Annotated in this window: 20 protein-coding genes and 1 other RNA gene; 12 read left to right on the forward strand and 9 right to left on the reverse strand. The window is 63.2% G+C overall.

Annotated elements, in window-relative coordinates:
- Window positions 1-248 precede the first annotated feature (248 nt).
- The 3 genes from AC0NIE_RS00810 to ffs all read right to left on the reverse strand — a co-directional run bounded on the left by AC0NIE_RS00810 (window position 249) and on the right by ffs (window position 2705).
- A complete protein-coding gene (locus AC0NIE_RS00810; protein ID WP_023802083.1) occupies window positions 249-572 on the reverse strand; it encodes a YbaB/EbfC family nucleoid-associated protein in 324 nt (107 codons plus the stop codon).
- A gap of 83 nt (window positions 573-655) precedes the next feature.
- Window positions 656-2503, reverse strand: a complete 1848-nt coding sequence (locus AC0NIE_RS00815; RefSeq protein ID WP_473483928.1) for a DNA polymerase III subunit gamma/tau — start codon at window positions 2501-2503, stop codon at window positions 656-658.
- Window positions 2504-2608: 105 nt separating this feature from the next.
- Window positions 2609-2705: signal recognition particle sRNA small type (ffs, locus tag AC0NIE_RS00820), an RNA gene on the reverse strand.
- Window positions 2706-2954: 249 nt separating this feature from the next.
- Between ffs and AC0NIE_RS00825 the strand changes: the two genes are divergently transcribed.
- From AC0NIE_RS00825 to AC0NIE_RS00835, 3 genes are read left to right on the forward strand one after another with little or no spacing between them, the layout of a single operon-like run.
- Window positions 2955-3374 carry an HIT domain-containing protein gene (locus AC0NIE_RS00825; RefSeq protein WP_123146493.1) on the forward strand — a complete coding sequence of 140 codons (420 nt, stop codon included), beginning with the start codon at window positions 2955-2957 and terminating at the stop codon, window positions 3372-3374.
- Between the two features lie 34 nt (window positions 3375-3408).
- The gene (gene nudC / locus AC0NIE_RS00830) at window positions 3409-4350 is read left to right on the forward strand and encodes an NAD(+) diphosphatase (protein ID WP_473483930.1); all 942 of its coding nucleotides are present in this window, start codon (window positions 3409-3411) and stop codon (window positions 4348-4350) included.
- Window positions 4351-4368: 18 nt separating this feature from the next.
- Window positions 4369-4662 (forward strand): Dabb family protein, encoded by a 294-nt coding sequence (locus tag AC0NIE_RS00835; protein ID WP_473483933.1) that lies wholly within the window; start codon window positions 4369-4371, stop codon window positions 4660-4662.
- Window positions 4663-4715: 53 nt separating this feature from the next.
- Here the strand turns inward: AC0NIE_RS00835 and AC0NIE_RS00840 are convergent, their stop codons facing one another.
- The 4 genes from AC0NIE_RS00840 to AC0NIE_RS00855 form a co-directional block, all read right to left on the reverse strand.
- Window positions 4716-5369: a glutathione S-transferase family protein gene (locus AC0NIE_RS00840; protein WP_473484521.1), complete on the reverse strand. Its 654-nt coding sequence runs from the start codon at window positions 5367-5369 to the stop codon at window positions 4716-4718.
- Between the two features lie 144 nt (window positions 5370-5513).
- Complete coding sequence (locus AC0NIE_RS00845; RefSeq protein ID WP_473483936.1) at window positions 5514-6314, reverse strand: alpha/beta hydrolase; 801 nt, start codon at window positions 6312-6314, stop codon at window positions 5514-5516.
- A gap of 44 nt (window positions 6315-6358) precedes the next feature.
- On the reverse strand, window positions 6359-7222 hold the full coding sequence (locus AC0NIE_RS00850) for a prephenate dehydratase (RefSeq protein WP_473483939.1): 864 nt from the start codon (window positions 7220-7222) through the stop codon (window positions 6359-6361).
- 28 nt (window positions 7223-7250) lie between these two features.
- Window positions 7251-7979, reverse strand: a complete 729-nt coding sequence (locus AC0NIE_RS00855; protein WP_473483942.1) for a 3-deoxy-manno-octulosonate cytidylyltransferase — start codon at window positions 7977-7979, stop codon at window positions 7251-7253.
- A 193-nt stretch (window positions 7980-8172) separates the two neighbouring features.
- On the opposite strand from AC0NIE_RS00855, the gene AC0NIE_RS00860 reads away from it, so the two are divergent.
- From AC0NIE_RS00860 to AC0NIE_RS00890, 7 genes are all read left to right on the forward strand, one after another.
- A complete protein-coding gene (locus AC0NIE_RS00860; RefSeq protein WP_473483945.1) occupies window positions 8173-8838 on the forward strand; it encodes a c-type cytochrome in 666 nt (221 codons plus the stop codon).
- A 159-nt stretch (window positions 8839-8997) separates the two neighbouring features.
- Entirely contained in the window at window positions 8998-10875 is a 1878-nt protein-coding gene (locus AC0NIE_RS00865; protein WP_473483948.1) for an extracellular solute-binding protein, read from the forward strand.
- The gene (locus AC0NIE_RS00870; RefSeq protein ID WP_473483951.1) at window positions 10875-12761 is read left to right on the forward strand and encodes an extracellular solute-binding protein; all 1887 of its coding nucleotides are present in this window, start codon (window positions 10875-10877) and stop codon (window positions 12759-12761) included. The genes AC0NIE_RS00865 and AC0NIE_RS00870 overlap by 1 nt, the downstream gene beginning before the upstream one ends.
- Window positions 12762-12791: 30 nt before the next feature.
- Window positions 12792-13886, forward strand: a complete 1095-nt coding sequence (locus AC0NIE_RS00875; protein ID WP_473483954.1) for a microcin C ABC transporter permease YejB — start codon at window positions 12792-12794, stop codon at window positions 13884-13886.
- Window positions 13886-15025 carry an ABC transporter permease gene (locus AC0NIE_RS00880; RefSeq protein ID WP_473483957.1) on the forward strand — a complete coding sequence of 380 codons (1140 nt, stop codon included), beginning with the start codon at window positions 13886-13888 and terminating at the stop codon, window positions 15023-15025. Before AC0NIE_RS00875 ends, AC0NIE_RS00880 begins: the two co-directional genes overlap by 1 nt.
- Window positions 15022-16653, forward strand: a complete 1632-nt coding sequence (locus AC0NIE_RS00885; protein WP_473483960.1) for an ABC transporter ATP-binding protein — start codon at window positions 15022-15024, stop codon at window positions 16651-16653. Before AC0NIE_RS00880 ends, AC0NIE_RS00885 begins: the two co-directional genes overlap by 4 nt.
- A 33-nt stretch (window positions 16654-16686) precedes the next feature.
- Window positions 16687-17628 carry a 2-hydroxyacid dehydrogenase gene (locus AC0NIE_RS00890; RefSeq protein WP_473483963.1) on the forward strand — a complete coding sequence of 314 codons (942 nt, stop codon included), beginning with the start codon at window positions 16687-16689 and terminating at the stop codon, window positions 17626-17628.
- Here AC0NIE_RS00890 and AC0NIE_RS00895 read toward each other — a convergent pair.
- The gene (locus AC0NIE_RS00895) at window positions 17625-17957 is read right to left on the reverse strand and encodes a hypothetical protein (protein ID WP_473483966.1); all 333 of its coding nucleotides are present in this window, start codon (window positions 17955-17957) and stop codon (window positions 17625-17627) included. The genes AC0NIE_RS00890 and AC0NIE_RS00895 overlap by 4 nt on opposite strands.
- Before the next feature lie 217 nt (window positions 17958-18174).
- On the opposite strand from AC0NIE_RS00895, the gene AC0NIE_RS00900 reads away from it, so the two are divergent.
- Entirely contained in the window at window positions 18175-19185 is a 1011-nt protein-coding gene (locus AC0NIE_RS00900; protein ID WP_473483969.1) for a ligase-associated DNA damage response exonuclease, read from the forward strand.
- Window positions 19186-19408: 223 nt separating this feature from the next.
- Window positions 19409-21007 carry a cisplatin damage response ATP-dependent DNA ligase gene (locus AC0NIE_RS00905; protein ID WP_473484523.1) on the forward strand — a complete coding sequence of 533 codons (1599 nt, stop codon included), beginning with the start codon at window positions 19409-19411 and terminating at the stop codon, window positions 21005-21007.
- 144 nt (window positions 21008-21151) lie between these two features.
- Here AC0NIE_RS00905 and AC0NIE_RS00910 read toward each other — a convergent pair whose 3' ends face one another.
- Window positions 21152-22360 carry a hypothetical protein gene (locus tag AC0NIE_RS00910; protein WP_473483972.1) on the reverse strand — a complete coding sequence of 403 codons (1209 nt, stop codon included), beginning with the start codon at window positions 22358-22360 and terminating at the stop codon, window positions 21152-21154.
- Between the last annotated feature and the right edge of the window lie 203 nt (window positions 22361-22563).

Here is a 22563-nt window from a genome sequence, read left to right on the forward strand (position 1 = left end):
TTTTGTCGCCAGCCCGCCCCTGGTTGCGGCAAGAATGAGACACTTTCAGGCAAAAAGATGGCTAAAGCGTTATTAAGTGTGCGGAGTTGCCGAATGGACACACCGGTGGAGCAAGCGACCGCCGGATCGCGGCATGGCACTCCATGGCCACTATAACGGCATGGATCCTATCTTAGGATCTCCACAGGAGGGGCTTCCCCAAGGCTGGAGCAATGGGCTCAGTCGACCGGCATAGCTATCAACACACCTTAGAACGGCAGCTTCATTCCCGGCGGTATCGGCAGTCCTGCGGTCAATGCTTGGGTCTTTTCCTGCATCATCTGCTCGACCTTGGCCCTGGCGTCATTGTGGGCGGCGAGAAGCAGATCCTCCAGAATCTCGACCTCGTCCTCCTTGAACAGCGACGGGTCGATTTTCAGGGACTTCATCTCGAATTTGCCGGTCAGCGTCACGCTGACCAGGCCGCCGCCGGCCTGTCCGGTGGCTTCCAACGTGGCGATCTCGTCCTGCATGGCCTGGAACTTGGCCTGCATTTCTTTCGCCTTGCCCATCAGGCCGAGAAGATCTTTCATCGCGTGGTCCTCTACGATTGATCTGGTTTCTTGTTTGAGCATAATCTTCTCCGAAAACCGGCTCCCACTTTTCGGGATCATGCTTAGGTTTCGTCGTCGTCTGTGGCCGGCTCGATCGGAACCTCGGCCTCCACCGCATCGGCTTCCGGTGCGTCGGGAATGCGCACGTCGATGATCTTAGCGCCGGGAAAACGCGCCAGGATGGCGGCGACGGTCGGGTCGCTCCTGGCATCGAGGAGCGCGTTTTCGCGTTTGGTCGATTCCATCTCGGCCAGCGTCTGGCCGCCCTCTTCCTTTGACAGCGAGACCAGCCAGCTGCGGCCGGTCCAGGCGCGCAATTTGGCGGTCAGATCGTTGAGCAGCATCTTCGGCGCGTCATCGGTCAAGCTCACGTCGATGCGGCCCGGCTCGATGCGCACCAGGCGCACGCAGCGCTTCACCAGCACCTTGAAGGCCATGTCGCGCTGGGCGTCGGCAAGGGCGACGATGTCAGCCAGCGACTTCACCGGCACCGGCACCGGCGCATCCGCGACCGGCTCCGGCGCCGGAACGAAAGCCGCAGGCATCGGCTCGGGTTCGACCAGCCGCATCGTCTGCGCGCCGCCATTGGCCGCTGGCATCCGCGTCTGCGCCACGGCGCTGGCGCCGCCGTTGCTGGGATTTGCGGGGCCAGAATTTGCTGGGCCGGGACTTGCCGGTCCAGAGCTTGCCGGCGCACCATTCAAGCGTGGCGCTCCACCCGGCATCGACGCTCCCCCCTCCAGCGATTTCAGCGCCTCGTCCAGTGTCGGCAGGCCGGCGGCATGCGCCAGCCGGATCAGCACCATTTCGGCGGCACTGACCGGCCGGTTGGAGGACTGCACCTCGGGAATGCCTTTCAACAGCATCTGCCAGGTCCGCGACAGCACCCTGACCGACAGCGCCTTGGCGAAATCGGCGCCGCGTCGTCGCTCGTCCTCGGACAGCGAGGCGTCCTCGAGCGCGGTCGGCACGAAGCGCAACCGGGTGACGAGGTGGTTGAACTCGGCAAGGTCGGTCAGCACCGCGGCCGGATCGGCGCCGGTGTCGTACTGGTTGCGGAATTCGGCCAGTGCGGCCGCCACGTCGCCCTTCATCACATATTCGAACAGGTCGACGATGCGGGCGCGGTCGGCGAGCCCGAGCATGGCGCGCACCGCTTCGGCGCTGACCGCGCCGCTGCCATGGGCGATCGCCTGGTCGAGAATGGACAGCGAATCGCGCGCAGAGCCTTCGGCCGCGCGGGCGATCATGGCCAGCGCGTCGTCGTCGACGGCAATGCCTTCCCTAGCGGCGATCGAGGAGAGATGCGCGACCAGCGTGCCGGCATCGATACGCCTGAGGTCGAAGCGCTGGCAGCGCGACAAAACGGTGATCGGAACTTTGCGGATTTCGGTGGTGGCGAAGATGAATTTGACGTGCGGCGGCGGCTCCTCCAGCGTCTTCAGCAGGCCGTTGAAGGCCTGGGTCGAGAGCATGTGCACTTCGTCGATGATGTAGACCTTGTAGCGCGCAGATACCGGCGCGTAACGCACGCGCTCGATGATGTCTCTGATGTCGTCGATGCCAGTGTGCGAGGCGGCGTCCATCTCAATGACATCGACATGGCGGCCTTCCATGATCGCCTGGCAATGCTCGCCCAGCACCGCAAGATCGACCGAAGGCTGGTCGACGGCAGCGGTCCTGTAGTTGAGCGCCCGCGCCAGGATGCGCGCCGTCGTCGTCTTGCCGACACCGCGCACGCCGGTCAGCATCCAGGCCTGGGCTATCCGGCCGGTGGCGAAGGCGTTGGTGAGGGTGCGGACCATCGGCTCCTGGCCGATCAGTTCGGAGAAATTTGCAGGACGGTATTTGCGCGCCAGAACGCGATAGGCGGCGGCCTTTTCCGTTCCCGAATTTCCGGCTTCGCTCATTCGCCCGTAAAGCTCCAAGGGCCGCGCCTGCAGGCGGCCGATTCCTGCGCATAGTTTCGCCCGCAGGGCTTAGCGCCGTCAATGTCGCGGGAGAAAGGCGAAGAGGTGGGAGGCTGGAACAATGACCCGTTCCGGGCTCGTTAGGGCTGCTTCCTTCCGGACCTGACCCGGTTGGCGAGTGGACCGTCCACCACCAACCTCCCGCTTTCCATATCGGCAATTCGGCGATGAAATGCAAGGGCGCAGGATCAATCAGCCGGGAGTGGCGTCGAAAGCTGAAACAAAAAACCCGCCTCGGGGCGGGTTATTGGCGCAAATCAGCACCATGCCCAAACCAGTAGCATAACTGCCGTCACAAAGCAACGATTCGCTTGCCGCCTCTTGCGGGCCACCGGCAGCCGCTCTAGCGTTCAAAAGTCTAAAAAACACGACAAAAGTGAAGGAAACGCCGATGTCGCCGGGCCTCGAGGCCGGATTCACGCTGGATGCTCGTCTGGAGGCGGACAGCGAGCAGTTGATGTGGCTCGGCTTGTGCGAGTTGCGGGTGATGAACGACCGCCGCTGGCCGTGGCTGCTCCTGGTGCCGCAGCGGCCGGGCGCGGAGGAAATCCATGATTTGACGCCGCTCGACCAGGCGATGCTGACCTTCGAGACCAACATGGTGGCGCAGGCGCTGAAAAGCGTGACCGGCTGCACCAAGATAAACAGCGGCGCACTTGGCAACATCGTCCGCCAGTTGCATGTCCATGTCATCGCGCGCTCGGAGGGGGATCCCGGCTGGCCGGGCCCGGTGTGGGGGCACGGCATGCGCGAGCCCTACCAGCGGTCGGACCTTCGCCGGTTTGCGCAACAGATAAAGGCGGCGCTATAAGCCTGTCCCGTGTCCATCCTGAAGTTGAGTCCCCATGAGCTTCCGCCTGTTTGACGCGCCCTTGCGTGAGCCGAGCCAATTCGTCGGCTTCGCCGGCAACATGATCGACCGGCAATCGGAAAACCGCGCCGACGATTCCGTCGAAAAGGCCCTCGCCGATCCCTCGGCCAGGCTTTTGCTGATGCATTGCGGGCGGCTCTACCTGAAGCTCAGGGATGGTGACTTCGACCCCTGGTTCGGCGCCGAGGAAAGCCGGCCGCTCCGGGCGTCGCTCGACCATGGCGTCCTGCTCGGTTTTTCCGACAGCGGCCCGGTGCTCGCGGTGCCGGCCGGGCTCGATCCCGAACAACTGCCGGAGACGATCAAGGCCATCGACTATCGCTCGGTCTATATACAGGGGCTGATCGACGAGGCGGCCGCCGGCGCGATGGCGCAAGGCGCTGCATTGCTCGCCTGGCATGCCAGCCACCGCTTCTGCAGCAAATGCGGCGCTGAAGCCGAGATGCGGGCCGGCGGCTATAAGCGGCTGTGCCCGGCTTGCGCCACCGAGCATTTTCCGCGCACCGACCCGGTGGCGATAATGCTGACCGCAACGCGTGAAAAATGCCTGCTTGGCCGCGGCCGGCATTTCGCGCCGGGCATGTATTCGGCACTTGCCGGCTTCATCGAACCCGGCGAGACGATCGAGGCAGCGGTGCGCCGTGAAACGCTGGAGGAAGCCGGCATCAGGCTTGGCCGCGTCGTCTACCACGCCAGCCAGCCCTGGCCGTTTCCCTATTCGCTGATGATCGGCTGCTTTGGCGAGCCGCTCAACGACGACATCCAGGCCGACCTCAACGAGTTGGAAGACTGCCGCTGGTTCTTTCGCGACGAGGTGCTGTCGATGCTGGCCCGCGAGCATCCGGGCGGCCTGGTCACCCCGCCGAAAGGGGCGATCGCCTATAATCTCATCCGCGCCTGGGCAGACAGCGCATAGAACCTACAGGGGAGCAAAATGATCCGTCACACAGTGGTATTCAGGCTAAAGCACAAAGACAGCTCGGCCGAGGAGGCAAAATTCCTCGTCGACGCGAAAATACTGGCGGCGATACCGGGCGTCGAAAAGTTCGAGCAGCTGCGTCAGGTCAGCCCGAAGAACGATTTTCGTTTCGGCTTCTCGATGGAGTTCGCCGACCAGGCCGCCTATTCAGGCTATAACGACCATCCCGACCACGTCGCCTTTGTCCGCGACCGCTGGATCCCGGAGGTCGAGGCATTTCTCGAGATCGACTACGCGCCGCTGAGCTAGGATCAGAGTTCAATCATTCTGAACGAGCAAGTTCGACCCATTGCGGACCTTTATCAGCCGGTCGGTGACTTGCCAGTGAAAACCGCCAGTTGAGCGGCGAAAGCACGCTTGTAGGCCGGCCGGGCTTCGCCGCGGGCGACATAGGCGGAGAGGTTCGGATATTCGTCCAGTATACCCGACCCGCTCAACCTTAGCAGCACGTGCACCATCATCAGGTCCCCCGCGCTGAACGCGCCATCGAGCCAGTCGGCATCGCCAAGGCGACCGGAAAGTTCGCCCAGCCGGTCACGGATGCGATCCTCGACCATAGGCAGGCGCTGTTCGTGCCAGGTCTCGTCGCGCTCCAGGAGCACGGCGGTTTGGCGTTCAAGGATCGGCGGCTCCACGGTGTTTAGCGCGGCAAACATCCATGAGATTGCGCGCGCCCGGGCATTCGCATCGTCTGGCAGCAGGCCACCATGGCGCTCAGCGATATGGAACACGATCGCCCCCGACTCGAACAGGGCGAGATCGCCTTCGTCATAGGTCGGAATCTGCCCGAAAGGATGAAGCGCGAGATGCGCGGGTTCGTTCATCGCTTTGAACGAAACAAGACGAACGTTGTAGGGCTGGCCGACTTCTTCAAGCGCCCAGCGAACGCGCATGTCACGCGCCAGTCCCTTGCCGCGATCGGGCGACCGTTCAAAGGCGGTGATGGTAGGGGTCATTGGCGGCTCCAGTGATTGCATGACGCCATCGTGCGTCACATCGTCGATTGAGATCAGTTTCCTCATCTCGTCGTCTCCCTTCTTCGATCGTGGCAACCAAAGGACGAACGTCGAGCCGGTATTCCGACATCTGGGAACTGCTCGTCAATCGCGTGTGACCGCCGCAACGGAGGCGCGTAGCGCTCCGGCGAAGTCGGGATGGCCATAGAGGTCGTTGTGGCCAGCCGCTATGGCGATGTGGCTGCGCAGGTCACGCGCAGCCTCGCGCAGAAGTGCCGAACGTGCCGCAGGAACGATGGTGTCGTTCTCGGCGACGATGACGGCCGTGGGCACATCGAGGTCGCGCAGCGTTTCTGCCGTCTCCATGCGGTGCCGCAGCAAGAGGCGCACCGGCAGCCAGGCATAGTGATGAGCGGCGAGTTCTTTCAGCGAATCGAAGGGAGTAACCATGACGATGCCACGCAGGGGCCGGGCCGTCGCCAGATCGACCGCGACCGCAGCGCCGACGCTAAGGCCGATGGCGACGATGCCGGCTTTGGCATCGCTGGCCAGGTGGTCATGGGCGCGTCGGGCGTCCTCGAACAGGGCGGCGGCCGACGGGCTTCCGCCGCTCGGCGCATAGCCGCGGTAATGCAGCGCAGCGACCTCGTGTTCGGGAAATAGCTGGTGCAGCATCAGGGCAAGTGCGTCGGCATTCCAGGCGTTTCCGGCGAATCCCAGCAGGACCGGGCGTGGCTCGGCCGCCTGTCCTGCCGGCAGGCGTACCAGAACGACGCGCTCGCCATCCTCCGTCGCCAGCTCGACATGACGGGCCCCGGCCGGCAGGTCGGGTCCGAACGCCGCAAGGCCGGCCGGAAAGATCAGCCAGGACTGGAGCACATACACGACGGCGACAAAGACCGCATACAATCCAGCGACTGCGAGCATCAGTTTCAGGAGCCACATCGCAGCAATGTCGCCCGGCGCCCGTCACCTGGCAAGGCGCTGAGCTAGTCCGCCACCTTCCATTGCTCGCGCGACTGGCTGGCCGGATAGACGCCCAGAATCCGCATTTCGCGCGAGAAGAAGGCAAGCTCGTCGAGCGCCAGTTTTACCAGCGGGTCGTCGGGATGGCCCTCGATATCGGCATAAAACAGGGTCGCGGTGAATGCGCCGAGCTGGTAGCTCTCCAGCTTGGTCATATTGATGCCGTTGGTGGCAAAGCCGCCCATCGCCTTGTAGAGCGCGGCCGGCACGTTGCGGACGCGGAAGATGAACGTCGTCATCATCCTCGCGTCGGCGGAAGGGCGTTCTGCCCACTGCCTGTTCCTGGTCAGCACGACGAAGCGGGTGACGTTGCTGTCGGTATCCTCGACATTCTCCTCGATGATGTCGAGCCCGTAGAGCGTCGAGGCCAGCGCCGGCGCCAGCGCCGCCATGGTGCGGTCCTTCAGCTCGGCGACCAGCTTGGCGGCGCCCGCCGTGTCGCCGGCGACCACCGGCTTCCAGCCGTTCTTGCGGATATATTTGCGGCACTGGCCGAGCGCATGGATGTGACTGTGCACGGTCCTGACCTCGTCGCGCCTGACGCCGGGCAGAACCATCAGCTGGAAATGGATCGGCAGGAAATATTCGCCGACGATGTGCAGCTTCGATTCCGGCAGGAGGTGGTGGATGTCGGCGACGCGCCCGGCAATCGTGTTCTCGATCGGGATCATGGCGAGGTCGGCCTTGCCGGTCTCGACCGCATTGAAAGCATCCTCGAAGGTCGGGCACGGCAACGGCTCCATATCAGGGAACATGTTGCGGCAGGCGGTGTCGGAATTGGCGCCCGGCTCGCCCTGGAAGGCTATTCTGTTGGTTTTTTCAGGCATGCCAAATGTCTCAGGTTGACCAGATGTCTCAGGTTGAAAGGATGGTTCTGGCGCGTTCGAGATCGTCCGGCGTGTCGACGCCGAACGGCGCCGACTGCACGATCTCGGCATCGATGCGCATGCCGGCCTCCAGCGCCCGCAACTGCTCGAGCTTCTCGCGCCGTTCCAGCGGCGACGGCTTCAGCGCGACGAAGCGCTCGAGCGCTGAGCGGCGATAGGCATAGAGGCCGATGTGATGATAGAGCGGCCCCTCGCCCCATGGCGCGGTGGCGCGGGTGAAGTAGAGCGCCCGCAGCCGTGTCTCAGACAGCGGCGAGCCGACGATCTTGACGACATTCGGATTGGTTTTTTCCTCGTCGCGGACGATCTCGATGCCGAGCGTGGCGATGTCGACTGTCGCATCCTCAAAAGGCCTCAGCGCGGCATTGATGATGGCCGGATCGATGGTGGGCAGGTCGCCTTGCACGTTGACGATCGTTTCGATCTTGTGCCCGGGATCCAGCGTGGCCAGCGCCTCGAAGATGCGGTCTGAGCCCGATTCGTGGCCCACCCGCGTCATCACCGCCTCGAACCCGTGCGCGCGCACCGCCTCCGCCACGCTTTCAGTATCGGTGGCGACCACCACCCGGCCGAGCCCGGCTTCGGCGGCGCGGCGGGCGACATGGACAATCATCGGGACGCCGGCGATGTCGGCCAGCGGCTTGCCCGGCAGGCGGGTCGAGGCCATGCGGGCCGGGATGAGAATGAGCGTGGACATCGGGTGATGAAGCGTCCGAAAAAGAGGAAGGGAAAAGTGGCAAAAGGTCTCACTGGCAGCGCCCTTATAGGTGTTGCAACGCCAGAGCAAAAGACCTAGTTTCCGCCCGATTTGACCGCCTCGCGGGGTGGTTCACGATTACCGACGGACAGAGTGGACAGATCGGTCCGCCGGAAAAGGGAGCCTGGGGCGTATGGACTCTTTCGAAATCAACAAGCTGATCGGCGGCCTGCTCGGAACCGTGTTCGTCGTCTTCTCGATCGGCATCATATCCGATGCGCTGTTCGCCTCCCCCACACCGGAAAAACCCGGCTTTGCCATCGAGGCGACCGAGGAGCCTGCCGAGGGCGGCCCGGCAGCCCCCGCTGCAGAAGCCAAGCCGATCGCCGACCTTCTGGCCAACGCCAATGTCGAGGCGGGCGCCGCCGTGTTCAAGAAGTGCCAGGCCTGCCACACCGGCGAAAAGGGCGGACCGAACAAGGTCGGCCCCGACCTCTGGGATCTCATCGACCGTCCCGTCGCCGAGCATGCGGGCTTCGCCTATTCGGCCGGCATGAAGGAGTTTTCCAAGGGCGGCGCCGAGAAGTGGACCTACGACAACATCAATCACTTCCTCCTCTCGCCGAAGAAGTTCGTGAAGGGCACGGCGATGGGCTTCGCCGGCCTGCCGAAGGACGAGGACCGCGCCAACGTCATCGCCTATCTGCGCACGCTGTCGGACAGTCCGAAGCCGCTGCCGACGGCTGGCGCTTCAGCAGCCGCACCGGCCGAAGGCGCGGCGCCGGCCAAGCCGGCAGAGGGTGAAGCACCGGCCGCCCCTGCGGCGCCTGCTGCTCCCGCACCAGCTCCGGCGCAATAACGCAATTGTAATCGAAACATTCCTTGAAAAAGCCGGGTTCAGCCCGGCTTTTTCAATGGGAAAATCGCATGTGCGGCGACAAAGCCGGGCTGTCGCGGTTTTCATGAGCGTCAAATGAACTAGATTGTCCGCTAACAGCTATCGCGCAGAGGAGAAGGCATGACGGTTGGCCGAACGTTTCTCAGATCGATGCTGGTTGTGGCGGCTTTTGCCGGCGGCCTGCAAGCAGCCTTCGCGGACGAATGGCGCACCACCTCGTCGCTGATCGGCGAATCCAAATATGGCAATAACTTCCAGCACTACGACTATGTCAATCCGAACGCGCCGAAGGGCGGCACGCTGAATTCGGTGGTGCTCGGCACGTTCGACAGCTTCAATCCCTATATCGTCCAGGGTTCGCCGGCAGCCGGTTTTGCCCAATTCGGCGGCGGCTTGCTCTACGACACGCTGATGGAGCAGGCGACCGACGAAGGCAGCGTCAGCCATCCGCTGATCGCCGACGCCTACAAACATCCGGACGACTATTCCTCTGCGACCTACCGTCTTGATCCGCGGGCCAAATGGCATGACGGCAAGCCGATCACCACCGACGACGTGATCTGGTCGTTTCAGGTGCTGAAGGCCAACAGCCCGATGTACAGCCGCTATTTCGAGAATGTCACCGAGGCGATTGCGGTTTCCGACCGCGAGGTGGAATTCCATTTCGACCAGAAGGGCAACCGGGAGTTGCCGAAAATTCTCGGCGATCTCGTCGTGCTGCCGAAGCACTGGTGGGAAGGCACCGACGCCACCGGCAAGAAGCGCGACATCACCAGACCGACCTTGGAGCCGCCGCTCGGCTCGGCCGCCCACAAGATCGCCAGCTTCAAGCCTGGCTCTGAAATCATCTGGCAGAGGGTTCCGGACTACTGGGCTGCCAAACTGCCGGTGAAGATCGGCCGCGAGAATTTCGACAGGCAGCGTTTCAGCTATTTTCTCGACGACAATGCGGCCTGGCAAGCCTTCACCAAGGGCGGACTGCATGACATCAGGCCGGAAAACAGTTCGAGGCGCTGGAACACGGCCTATAATTTCCCGGCAGTCCAGGCCGGCGACGTCATCAAGCAGGAATTCAAGACCGCCTCACCCGAGCCGATGCAGGCCTTCATGCTCAACACGAGGCGTCCGCTGTTTGGGGATCGTCTGGTGCGCGCCGCGCTGACTTACCCACTCGATTTCGAGACCATGAATCGTACCTTGTTCTTCGGTTCCAACACCCGTACCAGCAGTTACTTCCAAGGCACCGAACTGGCATCGAGCGGCCTGCCGCAAGGCAAGGAGCTGGAAATCCTCGAGCAATATCGCGACAAGCTGCCGCCCGAAGTCTTCACCCAGGAATTCAAGCTGCCGGTCTACGATTCGCCACAGGCGGAGCGCAAGTATCTCAAGACTGCGGTCGATCTCTTCGCCAAGGCGGGCTGGGTGATCAAGGGCGGCAAGATGGTCAATGCCAAGACGGGCGAGCCCTTCAAGTTCGAAATCCTCGGCTGGAACGACACCGACCAGGTCCTTTCCAGTCCCTACATCGCCAATCTGCGCAAGATCGGCGTCGACGCCACGCTGCGGCTGATCGACCAGACCCAATACATCAACCGCATCAACAATTTCGACTTCGACGTCACCATATCGCAGTTGGGACAGTCGGATTCGCCGGGCAACGAGCAGCGTGATTTCTGGAGCTCCAAGGCCGCTGACACGCCTGGATCGCGCAACTACGCCGGCATCAAGAATCCGGTCGTCGATGCGCTGGTCGACCGCGTCATCTTTGCCACCGACCGCGACGATCTGGTTGCTGCCACCCATGCGCTCGACCGGGTGCTGCTGTGGAATTACTATGTAGTGCCGCAACACCATCGGTCGGCGGTCTGGATAGCCTACTGGAACAAGTTCGGCATCCCCGAGAAGCAACCGGCCTATAGCGGCGTCGACCAGAATTCCTGGTGGATCGATCCGGATAAGGAAAAGGCGCTGGCGGCAAAATACAAGAGCGGCAATTGATGGCGGCGCTCCCCCGCCGCGCCGCTCTGGCCCGCCGCGACTTTCTGGCCCTGGGCGCCGCTGCCACGGCGGCAGCTTTGCTGCCCGGCCGGGCCTTCGCCGCCGTCGCGACCGGCGTAAAGCTGCACGGCCTGTCGGCCTTCGGCGACCTCAAATATTCCCCAGGTTTCAGGCATTTCGCCTATGTCAATCCGGACGCGGCCAAGGGCGGCCAGATGAATTTCGCACCGCCGAACTCCACCTTCAATCAGAGCTTCCTGACGTTCAACACGTTGAATTCGCTTGTGTTGAGGGGGGAATCGCCGCCGCGCACCGAACTCTGCTTCGATTCGCTGATGGCAAGCGCTCTCGATGAGCCGGATGCGGTCTATGGCCGGCTTGCCGAGTCCGTTACCTTGTCGCCGGACCGCAATGGCTTCCGCTTCAGCCTGCGACCGCAGGCGCGCTTCCACGACGGCTCGCCACTGACAGCGGAGGACGTCGCCTTCGCATTGAAGCTTTACAAGGACAAGGGCCATCCGAACCTCTCCCAGGCGTTGCGTCATATGACGGAGGCGGTCGCAGTCGATCCGGCAACCGTCGACCTCACCTTCAACGGCAAACAGTCGGCGCAGAATATCCTTGCGGTCGTCGCCATGCCGATCGTGTCCAAAGCCTTTTATACGGTCAATGATTTCGATGCCTCGACGATGAAACCGCCGCTCGGCTCCGGACCTTACAAAATAGGGCGCGTGGCCGCGGGACAGACCGTCGAATATGAGCGTGTCGCCGACTATTGGGGCAGGGATTTGGCCGTGAACCGCGGCCTCTACAATTTCGACCGCATCCGCATCGATTTTTACATCAATCGCCAGGCTGCGTTTGAAGCCCTGAAAAAGGGGGACACGCATTTTCGCGAGGAATTTACCTCGCGGGTATGGGCGACCGGTTACGATTTTCCGGCGCTGAAGGACGGCAGGGTCGTCAAACGCGAATTTCCCGGAGAGAAAACGCCATCCATGCAGTCTGTCGCGCTGAACCAGCGTCGTCCGCAATTCCGCGATGTGCGCGTCAGACGGGCGATCGCCAATTGCTTCGATTTCGAATGGACCAGGCGGGTTCTGTTTTACGGCGCCTACGAGCGCTCGCAATCGAACTTCGAACGGTCGGATTACAGGGCCGAGGGCCTGCCCTCGCCCGAGGAATTGGCCCTGCTGGAGCCGTTCCGAGCCGAGTTGCCGCCGGAAACCTTCGGCGAAGCGGTGATGCAGCCTGTCTCCGACGGTTCGGGCCACGACCGCAAGCTGCTGCGCGCGGCTTCGAGACTGCTTGCCGAAGCCGGCTGGAAGCGAGCCGGCAATTTCGTCGTCAATGAAAAGGGTGAGCGGCTGCGGGTGGAAATGCTGGCTGAGGACGATGGCATCGTTCGGCTTTTCACCCCGTGGTCCGAGAACATGAAAACGATCGGAATCGACGCTTCGATCCGGCAGGTCGATTCGACGCAATATGAACAGCGGCAGAGCAATTTCGACTTCGATTTCAACCTGCTCGCATGGTCGATCGGGGCGACGCCGACTGCCGACGGCCTGGAAATCCTCTATGATTCGCGGATGGCGAAAACGCCGGGAATGCGCAATTATCCCGGTACGGAAAGCAAAGCCGTCGACGCGCTGATCGAGGCAGCCGGCAGGGCGCAGAGCCGGATAGAACTGGTCACGGCGCTCAAAGCGCTCGATCGGGTCTTGCGCGCGCGGCTAGACTGGATTCCAACATATTATCTCGCGAATCACCGAGTGGCCTATTGGGACATGTTCGGCTTTCCCGAGCAGAAGCCCGATTTCGGCTTTCCGGTCGAGGCGCTGTGGTGGTTCGACAAGGACAAGGCGGCAAAGATTGGCAAAGCCTGAGATTTTCGCTCAAGCAAGGCAGAGAGCCTGATGGGCGCCTATATCCTGCGCCGCATCCTGCTGATGATCCCGACCCTGTTCGGCATCATGGCGGTGTCCTTCGCCGTCATCCAGTTTGCACCGGGCGGGCCGGTCGAGCAGGTCATCGCCAGGCTGACCAACCAGGGCGGCAGCGATCGGCTTGGCGGCGGCGGTGGTGACGCCGGCGCCACCAATGTCGACGTGGCCGGCGACGTCGGTTCGAAATATCGCGGCGCGCAAGGGCTCGACCCCGAATTCATCGCCAAGCTGGAAAAGCAGTTCGGCTTCGACAAGCCACCGCTCGAGCGCTTCGGCATGATGCTGTGGAATTATTTCCGGTTCGATTTCGGCGACAGCTATTTCCGTGACATTTCGGTGATCGAGCTGATCCTGGAGAAAATGCCGGTGTCGATCTCGATCGGGCTATGGATCACGCTGCTGTCCTACCTGATCTCGATCCCGCTCGGCATCCGCAAGGCAGTCAAGGACGGCTCGGCATTCGACGTATGGACCAGCGGCGTCGTTATCGTCGGCTACGCCATTCCAGGCTTCCTTTTCGGCATACTGCTGATGGTGCTGTTTGCCGGCGGATCGTTCTACGACTGGTTCCCGCTGCGCGGCATCACGTCCGACAATTGGGACCAGTTGTCCTGGCCGGCGCGGATCGTCGACTATCTCTGGCACATGACCTTGCCGCTGACGGCGCTGGTGCTGTCGGCCTTCGCCACCACGACGCTGCTGACCAAGAATTCGTTCCTCGAGGAAATCCGCAAACAGTATGTGGTGACCGCGCGCGCCAAGGGTCTGTCGGAACGGCAGGTTCTCTACGGGCACGTCTTCCGCAACGCCATGCTGATCGTCGTTGCCGGCTTTCCGGGCGCCTTCATCTCGGCCTTCTTCACCGGGTCGCTGCTGATCGAGAACATCTTTTCGCTCGACGGCCTCGGCCTGCTCGGTTTCAGGTCGGTGGTCGAGCGCGACTACCCGGTGGTGTTCGCCAACCTCTATATCTTCTCGCTGCTTGGCCTGATTGTCGGGCTCCTGTCCGACCTGATTTATACCTGGGTCGATCCGCGCATCGACTTCGAGCGGAGAGACGTCTGATGGCCGGGGCCGCAGCCGAAACGGCGCCGGGCCGGATCGCCCGACCCTGGCTGTCGCCGCTCAACCAGCGGCGCCTGCAGAATTTCAGGGCCAACCGGCGCGGCTATTGGTCGTTGTGGATCTTCCTCGTGCTTTTCGTGCTGTCGCTGTTTTCCGAATGGATCGCCAACGACAAGCCGGTCCTCGTTTCCTACAAGGGCGAGATCCTGTTTCCGGTCCTGGTCGCTTATCCCGAGGAGAAGTTCGGCGGCTTTTATGCGGTCACCGACTATCGCGACCCGGTCATCCAGGACGAGATCAATGCCCATGGCTGGATGATCTGGCCGCCGGTCCGCTACTCCTACCGGACCGTCAACAACGCCATTCCCGAGGCCGCACCGACCAAGCCGTCCTGGCTCTATGACGTCAAGACACGCTGCAACCAGTATCCGCAAGGTGCGGCCGACCCCAATTGCGTCGTCGGCAACTGGAACTGGCTGGGCACCGACGACCAGGCGCGCGACGTGCTGGCGCGCGTCATCTACGGTTTCAGAGTCTCGGTGCTGTTCGGCCTGATCCTCACCGCCGGCTCGGCGGTGATCGGCGTGACGGCCGGTGCATTGCAGGGCTATTTCGGCGGCTGGACCGACCTTCTGTTCCAGCGCTTCATAGAAATCTGGTCGGCGATCCCGGTGCTTTATCTCTTGCTGATCGTCGCCGCCATCCTGCCGCCCGGCTTCTTCATCCTGCTCGGGCTGATGCTGCTGTTCTCCTGGGTGGCGCTGGTCGGCGTGGTGCGAGCCGAGTTCCTGCGCGCCCGCAACTTCGAATATGTCAACGCCGCGCGCGCGCTCGGCGTGCCCAACGGCACCATCATGTTCCGGCATCTGTTGCCAAACGCCATGGTGGCGACGCTGACCTTCCTGCCGTTTCTGCTCAGCGGCTCGATCTCGACGCTGACCTCGCTCGACTACCTTGGCTTCGGCCTGCCGCCCGGCTCGGCCTCGCTGGGCGAGCTCCTCAAGCAGGCGCAGCGCAACCTCAACGCGCCATGGCTGGGTATTTCCGGCTTCGTCGTCATCTCGCTGATGCTGTCGCTGCTGGTCTTCGTCGGCGAGGCGACCCGCGACGCCTTCGATCCGCGCAAGACGTTCAGATGAGCGAAGCCCCTCTCCTCTCCGTGCGCAACCTCAGCGTCGCCTTCGCGCAGGAAGGCCGCCAGTCGATGGCCGTCGACCACATCTCCTTCGACATCGCCAAGGGCGAGACGGTGGCGCTGGTCGGCGAATCCGGCTCCGGCAAGTCGGTCACGGCGCTGTCGGTGCTGAAGCTGCTGCCCTATCCGGCCGCCAGCCATCCGTCGGGAAAGATCCTGTTCCAGGGCGCCGACCTGCTCGCCACCGACGAGAAGGCATTGCGCCGCGTGCGCGGCAACAAGATCACCATGATCTTCCAGGAGCCGATGACCTCGCTCAACCCGCTGCACACGATCGAGCAGCAGATCGTCGAGGTGCTGACATTGCACCAGGGGCTGGGGGACCGCCAAGCCAAGGCGCGCACCCTGGAGCTGCTCAACGAGGTCGGCATCCGCGAGCCGGAGAAGCGGCTCGACGCCTACCCGCACCAGCTTTCCGGCGGCCAGCGCCAGCGCGTCATGATCGCCATGGCGCTGGCCAACGAGCCGGAACTGCTGATCGCCGACGAGCCGACGACGGCACTCGATGTCACCGTGCAGGCGCAGATCCTCGAACTGCTTGCGGAGCTGAAGAGCCGCAAGGGCATGTCGATGCTGTTCATCACCCATGATCTCGGCATCGTCAGAAAGATCGCCGACCGGGTCTGCGTGATGACCAAGGGCAAGATCGTCGAGACCGGGCCGACGAAAGAAATCTTCGCCAAGCCGCAGCACAGCTATACGCGGCATCTGCTTGCTGCCGAACCGAAGGGCAAGCCGCCCGCCGCCAACGCTGCCGCCAAGCCGGTCATGACCGGCCAGGACGTCAAAGTCTGGTTTCCGATCAAGAAAGGCTTTTTCCGGCGCACCGTCGACAATGTAAAGGCGGTCGACGGCATCGACGTCACCGTGCGCGCCGGCCAGACGCTCGGCGTCGTCGGCGAATCCGGCTCTGGCAAGACGACGCTCGGCCTGGCGCTGGCCAGGATGATCTCGTCGACCGGGACCATTCAGTTCAACGGGCGTGATATCAACGAGCTGAGTTTCAATGCCATGCGGCCGCTGCGGCGCGAGCTGCAGATCGTCTTCCAGGATCCGTTCGGATCCTTGAGCCCGCGCATGTCGGTCTCCGAGATCATCGAGGAAGGATTGAAGATCCACGAGCCGAAACTGTCGCCCGATGAACGCGACAAGCGCATCGTCGAGGTGCTCGGGGAAGTCGGGCTCGAACCCGCCACGCGCAATCGCTATCCGCACGAGTTTTCCGGTGGCCAGCGCCAGCGCATCGCCATCGCCCGCGCCATGGTGCTCAACCCGCGCTTCGTCATGCTGGACGAGCCGACCTCGGCGCTCGACATGAGCGTGCAGGCGCAGGTGGTCGACCTTCTGCGCAGCCTGCAGGCGAAGCACGACCTCGCCTATCTGTTCATCAGCCACGATCTGAAGGTCATCCGTGCGCTTGCCAACGACGTCATCGTCATGCGCAATGGCAGGATCGTCGAAGCCGGCCCGTCCGAACAGATTTTCGAACGGCCGCAGACCGACTATACCAAGGCACTGATCTCGGCCGCGTTCAGGATCGAGACGGCGCCGGTCGGCATCGTCAGCGAGTAAGGCCGTACCGCATAGAGGAAAAAAGAATCCGCAATGGAAAAAGGCCGTGTCCTGCTTGCCCTCACCGGTATCCATCCACGCCGTTGGCGCGAACTCTTGTCGGCCGAACGCGAGGTGGTGCTCGAGCCGGACGGCGCCAGCGATCCTTCGATCACCTATGCGGTGGTTTGGAAGCAGCGGCCGAACCTTCTGTCGTCGCTGCCCAATCTGCGCGCTGTCTTTTCGATCGGCGCCGGCGTCGACCACATCTTCGCCGATCCCACTTTGCCCGACGTTCCGATCGTCAAGGTCGTGGCCGACAACCTGACCCAATACATGACCGAATATGTCGTCTGGCGGGTGCTCGATCACCATCGCCAGGGCATGCTCTACCGGTCGCAGCAGCAAAAGAAGATCTGGCACGAGCCGCCGCAGCGGCCGGCCGGCGACATCTCCGTCGGCATCATGGGGCTCGGCACGCTTGGCCGCGCAGCGGCGTCGGTGCTTTTGTCGCTCGGCTTTGCGGTCAATGGCTGGTCGCGCAGCGAGCGGCCGATGGAAGGCGTTTCGACCTATGCCGGCGAGGCAGGATTGATCCCCTTCCTCAACGCCACCGACATTCTGGTGGTGCTTTTGCCGCTCACGCCGCAGACGCAAGGCATCATCAATTACGGCGTGCTGAAGGAGTTGAGGAAACGCAACGGCCTCGGCGGCTCGGTGCTGATCAATGCCGGACGCGGCAAGTTGCAGAAAGACGCCGACATTCTGCGTGCGCTGGAGGGCGGCACGCTCAAGGAAGCGAGCCTCGACGTGTTCGAGGTCGAGCCGCTGCCGAAGACCAGCCGGCTGTGGAGCCACCCGAAAGTGTTCGTGACGCCGCATGCGGCGGCGACCTCCGATCCCGTGCATCTGGTGCCGATCATGCTGCGCCAGATGGCCGCCTTCGAGCGCGGCGAGAAGCTTGAGAATGTCGTGGATCGCAACGCGGGATATTAACCCGGCTTGCCACATTCGCGGCGGGCGATCGACCGGTTCATGGCGTCGATCCGGCCGCTGGCCTGTTCGAGATCGCGCTGGGCCTTGGAACGGGCGTCCGGCGTGAACGGGCCGAGGCCCACCCCGGGATCGGAGAAAGACGGCTTGGCATCCTGCGGAAGGCGGTATTGCTGCGCCAGCCGGTTGCGTTGCGCCAGCAATTGATTGCAAGGCACGCTATCATATTGCAGCGAGGACTGGACATTCGCGTCCTGCCGCTCGGCAATCGAGGTGCCAACGCAGCCGGCCAGTGCCAGGCAAGGTGCCAAGACCACCAAGTTCCAGCGCATGCAAGGTCCTCCGTGTTGGTGTCCTGCCCTTTCGGGCATGTGAATCCAGGCTTTTTCGCAGCCGCCGCCAGGTGTGGCGCAGATGAACGAAAAGCGTCGCCGGACGAGGCCTGATGCGGTTTCGTGATGGAGATCCCGCCGGCAGTTGCCTGTATGCCGAGTCAGCAGTCACTTGCAACAGGCTTCCCGCGCCGGAATTAGCAACTATCTTGGAGCCATGCGCGCCAGCGACCTGCTTCACCCCCGGCCCGAGGGCCTCTATTGCCCACCCGGCGATTTCTTCATCGATCCGGTGCGGCCGGTCAACCAGGCACTGATCACGCACGGCCATTCCGACCATGCCCGTTCCGGCCACCGTTCGGTATTGGCCACACAACAGACGCTTGACATTATGGGGCTGCGCTACGGCGAGGGCTTTGCCGGGACCACGCAAGCGGCAGCACTTGGCGAGACGATTGCGCTGAACGGCGTCGCCGTAACCTTCCATCCGGCCGGCCATGTGCTCGGCTCGGCACAGATCGAGGTTGTGCATCAGGGCTCATGCATCGTCGCTTCGGGCGACTACAAGCGCCAGAGGGACGCGACTTGCGAGCCGTTCGAACCGGTCAAGTGCGACGTGTTCATCACCGAGGCGACCTTCGGCCTGCCGGTGTTCCGCCATCCGCCCGATACCGAAGAGATTGCCCGCCTGCTGAAATCGACGGCGCAGTTTCCCGAACGCGCGCATCTGGTCGGCGCCTATGCGCTCGGCAAGGCGCAGCGCGTCATGCGGTTGCTGCGCGATGCCGGCTACGACAGGCCGATCTACATCCATGGCGCGCTGGCCAGGCTCAGCGACTATTACCAGAGCCAGGGCATCGACCTCGGGACGTTGGAGCCGGCGACCGTCGAAAGCGGTGGCAAGGACGATTTCTCCGGCGCCATCGTCGTCGGCCCGCCACAGGCCTTCGCCGACCGCTGGGCACGACGCTTTCCCGATCCGATCTCGTGTTTTGCGTCCGGCTGGATGCGCATCCGCCAGCGCGCCAAGCAGGGCGGCGTCGAGCTGCCACTGATCATTTCCGACCATGCCGACTGGGACGAGCTGACCGCCACGATCAGGGAAACTGGCGCCGGGGAAATCTGGGTGACGCATGGTCGCGAGGAAGCGCTGGTGCGCTGGTGCGAACTCGAAGGCATCGCCGCCAGGCCGCTGCATCTCGTCGGCTACGAGGATGAGGGCGATTGATGGTGCTCATGGCCGACGTAGCGCTCTTTGGCACCCCCCTCTGGCCTGCCGGCCATCTCCCCCACTTGGGGGGAGATCGGATGTTGCGCCGGCTTTCGCCAATCGCTGACGTTGTAAGACGGGCGGCAAGAACGAAACTGCCAATCTCCCCCCTCGTGGGGGAGATGTCCGGCAGGACAGAGGGGGGCGCGACAGAACGCGACGCTCGGCCATGGTTCTCCTCATGAACCGCTTCGCCGAACTCCTCGATCGCCTCGTGCTGACGCCGTCGCGCAACGGCAAGCTGACGCTGCTGAGCGATTATTTCCGCAGCGTCGAGGATCCGGATCGCGGCCTGGCGCTGGCCGCTATTACCGGCGACCTGACCATCGCGGCGGTCAAGCCGGCGATGCTGCGCATGCTGGTCATGGAACGCATGGACCCGGTGCTGTTCGGCTATTCCTACGACTATGTCGGCGACCTGGCGGAGACGGTGTCGCTGGTCTGGCCGCAATCGCCCGCGGATATCGCCAACCGTGAGCCGACGCTCGCCGAGGTCGTCGCGAAATTACAGGCGGCGAGCCGTTCCGACGGGCCGAAGGTGCTGGCCCGGCTGCTCGACAGCGCCAGCATCTCGGCTCGCTTCGCCATCATAAAGCTGGTCACCGGCGGCCTGCGCATCGGCGTCTCGGCGCGGCTGGCCAAGCAGGCGCTGGCCGATCTCGGCAAGGTCGACGTCGCCGAGATCGAAGAACTCTGGCATGGGCTGACGCCGCCCTATGCCGAGCTCTTCGCCTGGCTGGAAGGCAAGGCAGAAAAACCCAAAAAGACAGCGCTGGCGCTGTTCCGGCCGGTGATGCTATCGAACCCGATCGGTGACGGCGACCTCGAAAAGCTCGACCCGGCCGACTATGCCGCCGAGTGGAAATGGGACGGCATCCGCGTCCAGGCCGTATCGGAAGCCGGCATTCGCCGGCTCTATTCGCGCACGGGCGACGACGTCTCCGGCGCTTTTCCGGACCTCGCAGAGGCGATGGATTTTTCTGCCACCCTCGACGGCGAGCTTCTGGTCGGCGATCCCTTGCAGGCGACCGGCACGTTCTCGGACCTGCAGCAGCGGCTGAATCGCAAGAGCGTGACACCGAAGATCCAGCAGCAATACCCGGCCTTCATGCGCTGCTACGACGTGCTTCAGATCGGCGACGAGGACTTGCGCGCGCGCTCTTTCCGCGAGCGGCGCGGCCGCCTCGAAGCCTTCGTGCAGACGCTCGATCCGAGCCGCTTCGATCTGTCGCCCCTGGTCGAATTCACCGACTGGCAGGCGCTGGAGGAATTGCGCCGCAAGCCGCTGCATCCGGTCATTGAAGGCGTAATGCTGAAGCGCTGGGATTCGCCCTATCTCACCGGCCGGCCGAGAGGCCCATGGTTCAAATGGAAGCGCGATCCGCACACGGTCGACGCGGTGCTGATGTATGCCCAGCGCGGCCACGGCAAGCGTTCGAGTTTCTATTCCGATTACACGTTCGGCGTCTGGTCCGGCCCGGAAGGATCGGAGGAACTGGTGCCGGTGGGGAAAGCCTATTTCGGCTTCACCGACGAGGAACTGAGGCAGATCGACAAATATGTCCGCGACAACACCATCGAGCGCTTTGGCCCGGTCCGCTCGGTACGGGCCGACCGCAGACAAGGCCTGGTGCTGGAGGTGGCGTTCGAAGGGCTTAACCGCTCGACACGGCACAAATCCGGCGTCGCCATGCGCTTTCCGCGCATTTCACGGCTGCGCTGGGACAAGCCGGCGGCCGAAGCCGACCGCATCGAGACGTTGCAGGCGCTGCTCGATTAGGACGGATGAGGGAAGGCAAAAGGGTGCGGGGTCAACGTGCTGCTCTGCCATTCATCACTGCGAGGCTCGAAGACCACGGCATGGATGATCCATGCCGTAACAGTGGTTACGGAGTGCAGCGGTCCAGCGGTTTCGCTCCAGAAATCAAGGGACAATCGAGACGCGGATCTCGTAGATGTCGACCGACTTGCCCTGTTTGTCGAAGTCGGAATTGATGGCGATGGTGCCGGCAGCACCCGGACGCTTGTCGGGAAACCGCACGTCGAACAGATATTCGTTGCGCTCGTGGCCGACCGCGTAGCGCTTGCGGCCGCAGTCGCCGAGTTCGCCGAAATTGCAGTCGACGGAGATCTGCGTCTCCTGGCCCTCCTCGGAGCGGGCGATGATGTCGAACGTGGCATGCTTGCCGGCGAGTTTTTCCAAGACGCCTTGCCCGACGTCGAAGCTGATCGCCGAACCGGAGGCGCCCGACCGGATGCGCAGGAAGGAACCGCTGTCGTCCTGCATGACTTCGGCCTTGGCATCCGAAGGCGCGCTGACAAGCGCCGGGTCGCTCGGCGAAAACACATTGATCCAGTCGCGCTCCGCCTCGCCGGCGTTCAGCGGCGAGGCGGTGTCGCTTGGCGGCGTAAAATCATCGTCCTCCACCGTCGGTTCCGTCTGCGGCGGGGCGGTGTCGAGTTCGGCCGCCGACTTGAAGACGCCGGTCTGCGCAGCGAAATAGAGGCCGATACCGACAGCTGCGAGCAGCGTCACGCCGAGGAAGATCGCGGTGAGAGGCAGGCGGGGGCCTCTCACCCGCCTGTCGTCGCGGTCGGGCAGCACCTCTGCGTCGTCTTCGGTTGATGGAGGCGACAGGTCGATCTCCGGCGCATCGGGAAAAGCCGCTTCGGGCATGATATCGGGAACGACCGGCAGGACGCGCGAGCGCGGCGCGTCGGATGCAGGGGGCGCGTCGGCGGCAAGGTGCACGTCGGAAGCGGGAGACTCCGCCGGACCGTCGACAATGACGTCAGGCGCCGGCGCTGGTTCGGCATCGGCGTCGGCATCCGGTTCGGCCTCAACTTCTGCTGCGCTGTCAGCCGGCTGCTCCACCGCCGGTGCTGCAGCGTCATCATCGGTCTGTGGGCCGACGCCGGGAACCGCCGGCAGGAATTCGGATTCGATTTCGGTGATCTTGGCCTGCACCGCCTTGCGGCGCTTGATGGCGAGTTCCACCGTCACGCCCGGGTTGGCCTGCAGGGCACGATCAAGTGCGGCGAAGGCCGATCGATAGACCCGCTCGCGAAACGCGCGGTCTTCGGCATTGCCTTTCTCGAAGGCATTCCGGATCGCTTTTTCGATCGCGTCCAAGCTGGATCCCTCTGCACCTACGGTCACATGTCATGATCGTTAGCCGCAGGCGATCAATCAATCAACGGGCCAGCGGCCGCATTCTGTCTTCGTGACGCATCCAAAGCTCATTTCGGCGGTTTTCGGTAAAGGAATCAACATTTTTCGCCGATTCCCGATGCAGCGCCAACGCGACGTCGCGCAACCTGCCGGAGTGGTTTTCG

The organism is Mesorhizobium sp. WSM4842, from assembly GCF_055901575.1.

Coding starts and splice junctions, on each gene's coding strand:
- AC0NIE_RS00810 (WP_023802083.1), bottom strand. CDS start 572: ATGAAAGATCTTCTCGGCCTGATGGGCAAGGCGAAAGAAATGCAGGCC.
- AC0NIE_RS00815 (WP_473483928.1), bottom strand. CDS start 2,503: ATGAGCGAAGCCGGAAATTCGGGAACGGAAAAGGCCGCCGCCTATCGC.
- AC0NIE_RS00825 (WP_123146493.1), top strand. CDS start 2,955: ATGTCGCCGGGCCTCGAGGCCGGATTCACGCTGGATGCTCGTCTGGAG.
- nudC (WP_473483930.1), top strand. CDS start 3,409: ATGAGCTTCCGCCTGTTTGACGCGCCCTTGCGTGAGCCGAGCCAATTC.
- AC0NIE_RS00835 (WP_473483933.1), top strand. CDS start 4,369: ATGATCCGTCACACAGTGGTATTCAGGCTAAAGCACAAAGACAGCTCG.
- AC0NIE_RS00840 (WP_473484521.1), bottom strand. CDS start 5,369: ATGACCCCTACCATCACCGCCTTTGAACGGTCGCCCGATCGCGGCAAG.
- AC0NIE_RS00845 (WP_473483936.1), bottom strand. CDS start 6,314: ATGTGGCTCCTGAAACTGATGCTCGCAGTCGCTGGATTGTATGCGGTC.
- AC0NIE_RS00850 (WP_473483939.1), bottom strand. CDS start 7,222: ATGCCTGAAAAAACCAACAGAATAGCCTTCCAGGGCGAGCCGGGCGCC.
- AC0NIE_RS00855 (WP_473483942.1), bottom strand. CDS start 7,979: ATGTCCACGCTCATTCTCATCCCGGCCCGCATGGCCTCGACCCGCCTG.
- AC0NIE_RS00860 (WP_473483945.1), top strand. CDS start 8,173: ATGGACTCTTTCGAAATCAACAAGCTGATCGGCGGCCTGCTCGGAACC.
- AC0NIE_RS00865 (WP_473483948.1), top strand. CDS start 8,998: ATGACGGTTGGCCGAACGTTTCTCAGATCGATGCTGGTTGTGGCGGCT.
- AC0NIE_RS00870 (WP_473483951.1), top strand. CDS start 10,875: ATGGCGGCGCTCCCCCGCCGCGCCGCTCTGGCCCGCCGCGACTTTCTG.
- AC0NIE_RS00875 (WP_473483954.1), top strand. CDS start 12,792: ATGGGCGCCTATATCCTGCGCCGCATCCTGCTGATGATCCCGACCCTG.
- AC0NIE_RS00880 (WP_473483957.1), top strand. CDS start 13,886: ATGGCCGGGGCCGCAGCCGAAACGGCGCCGGGCCGGATCGCCCGACCC.
- AC0NIE_RS00885 (WP_473483960.1), top strand. CDS start 15,022: ATGAGCGAAGCCCCTCTCCTCTCCGTGCGCAACCTCAGCGTCGCCTTC.
- AC0NIE_RS00890 (WP_473483963.1), top strand. CDS start 16,687: ATGGAAAAAGGCCGTGTCCTGCTTGCCCTCACCGGTATCCATCCACGC.
- AC0NIE_RS00895 (WP_473483966.1), bottom strand. CDS start 17,957: ATGCGCTGGAACTTGGTGGTCTTGGCACCTTGCCTGGCACTGGCCGGC.
- AC0NIE_RS00900 (WP_473483969.1), top strand. CDS start 18,175: ATGCGCGCCAGCGACCTGCTTCACCCCCGGCCCGAGGGCCTCTATTGC.
- AC0NIE_RS00905 (WP_473484523.1), top strand. CDS start 19,409: ATGAACCGCTTCGCCGAACTCCTCGATCGCCTCGTGCTGACGCCGTCG.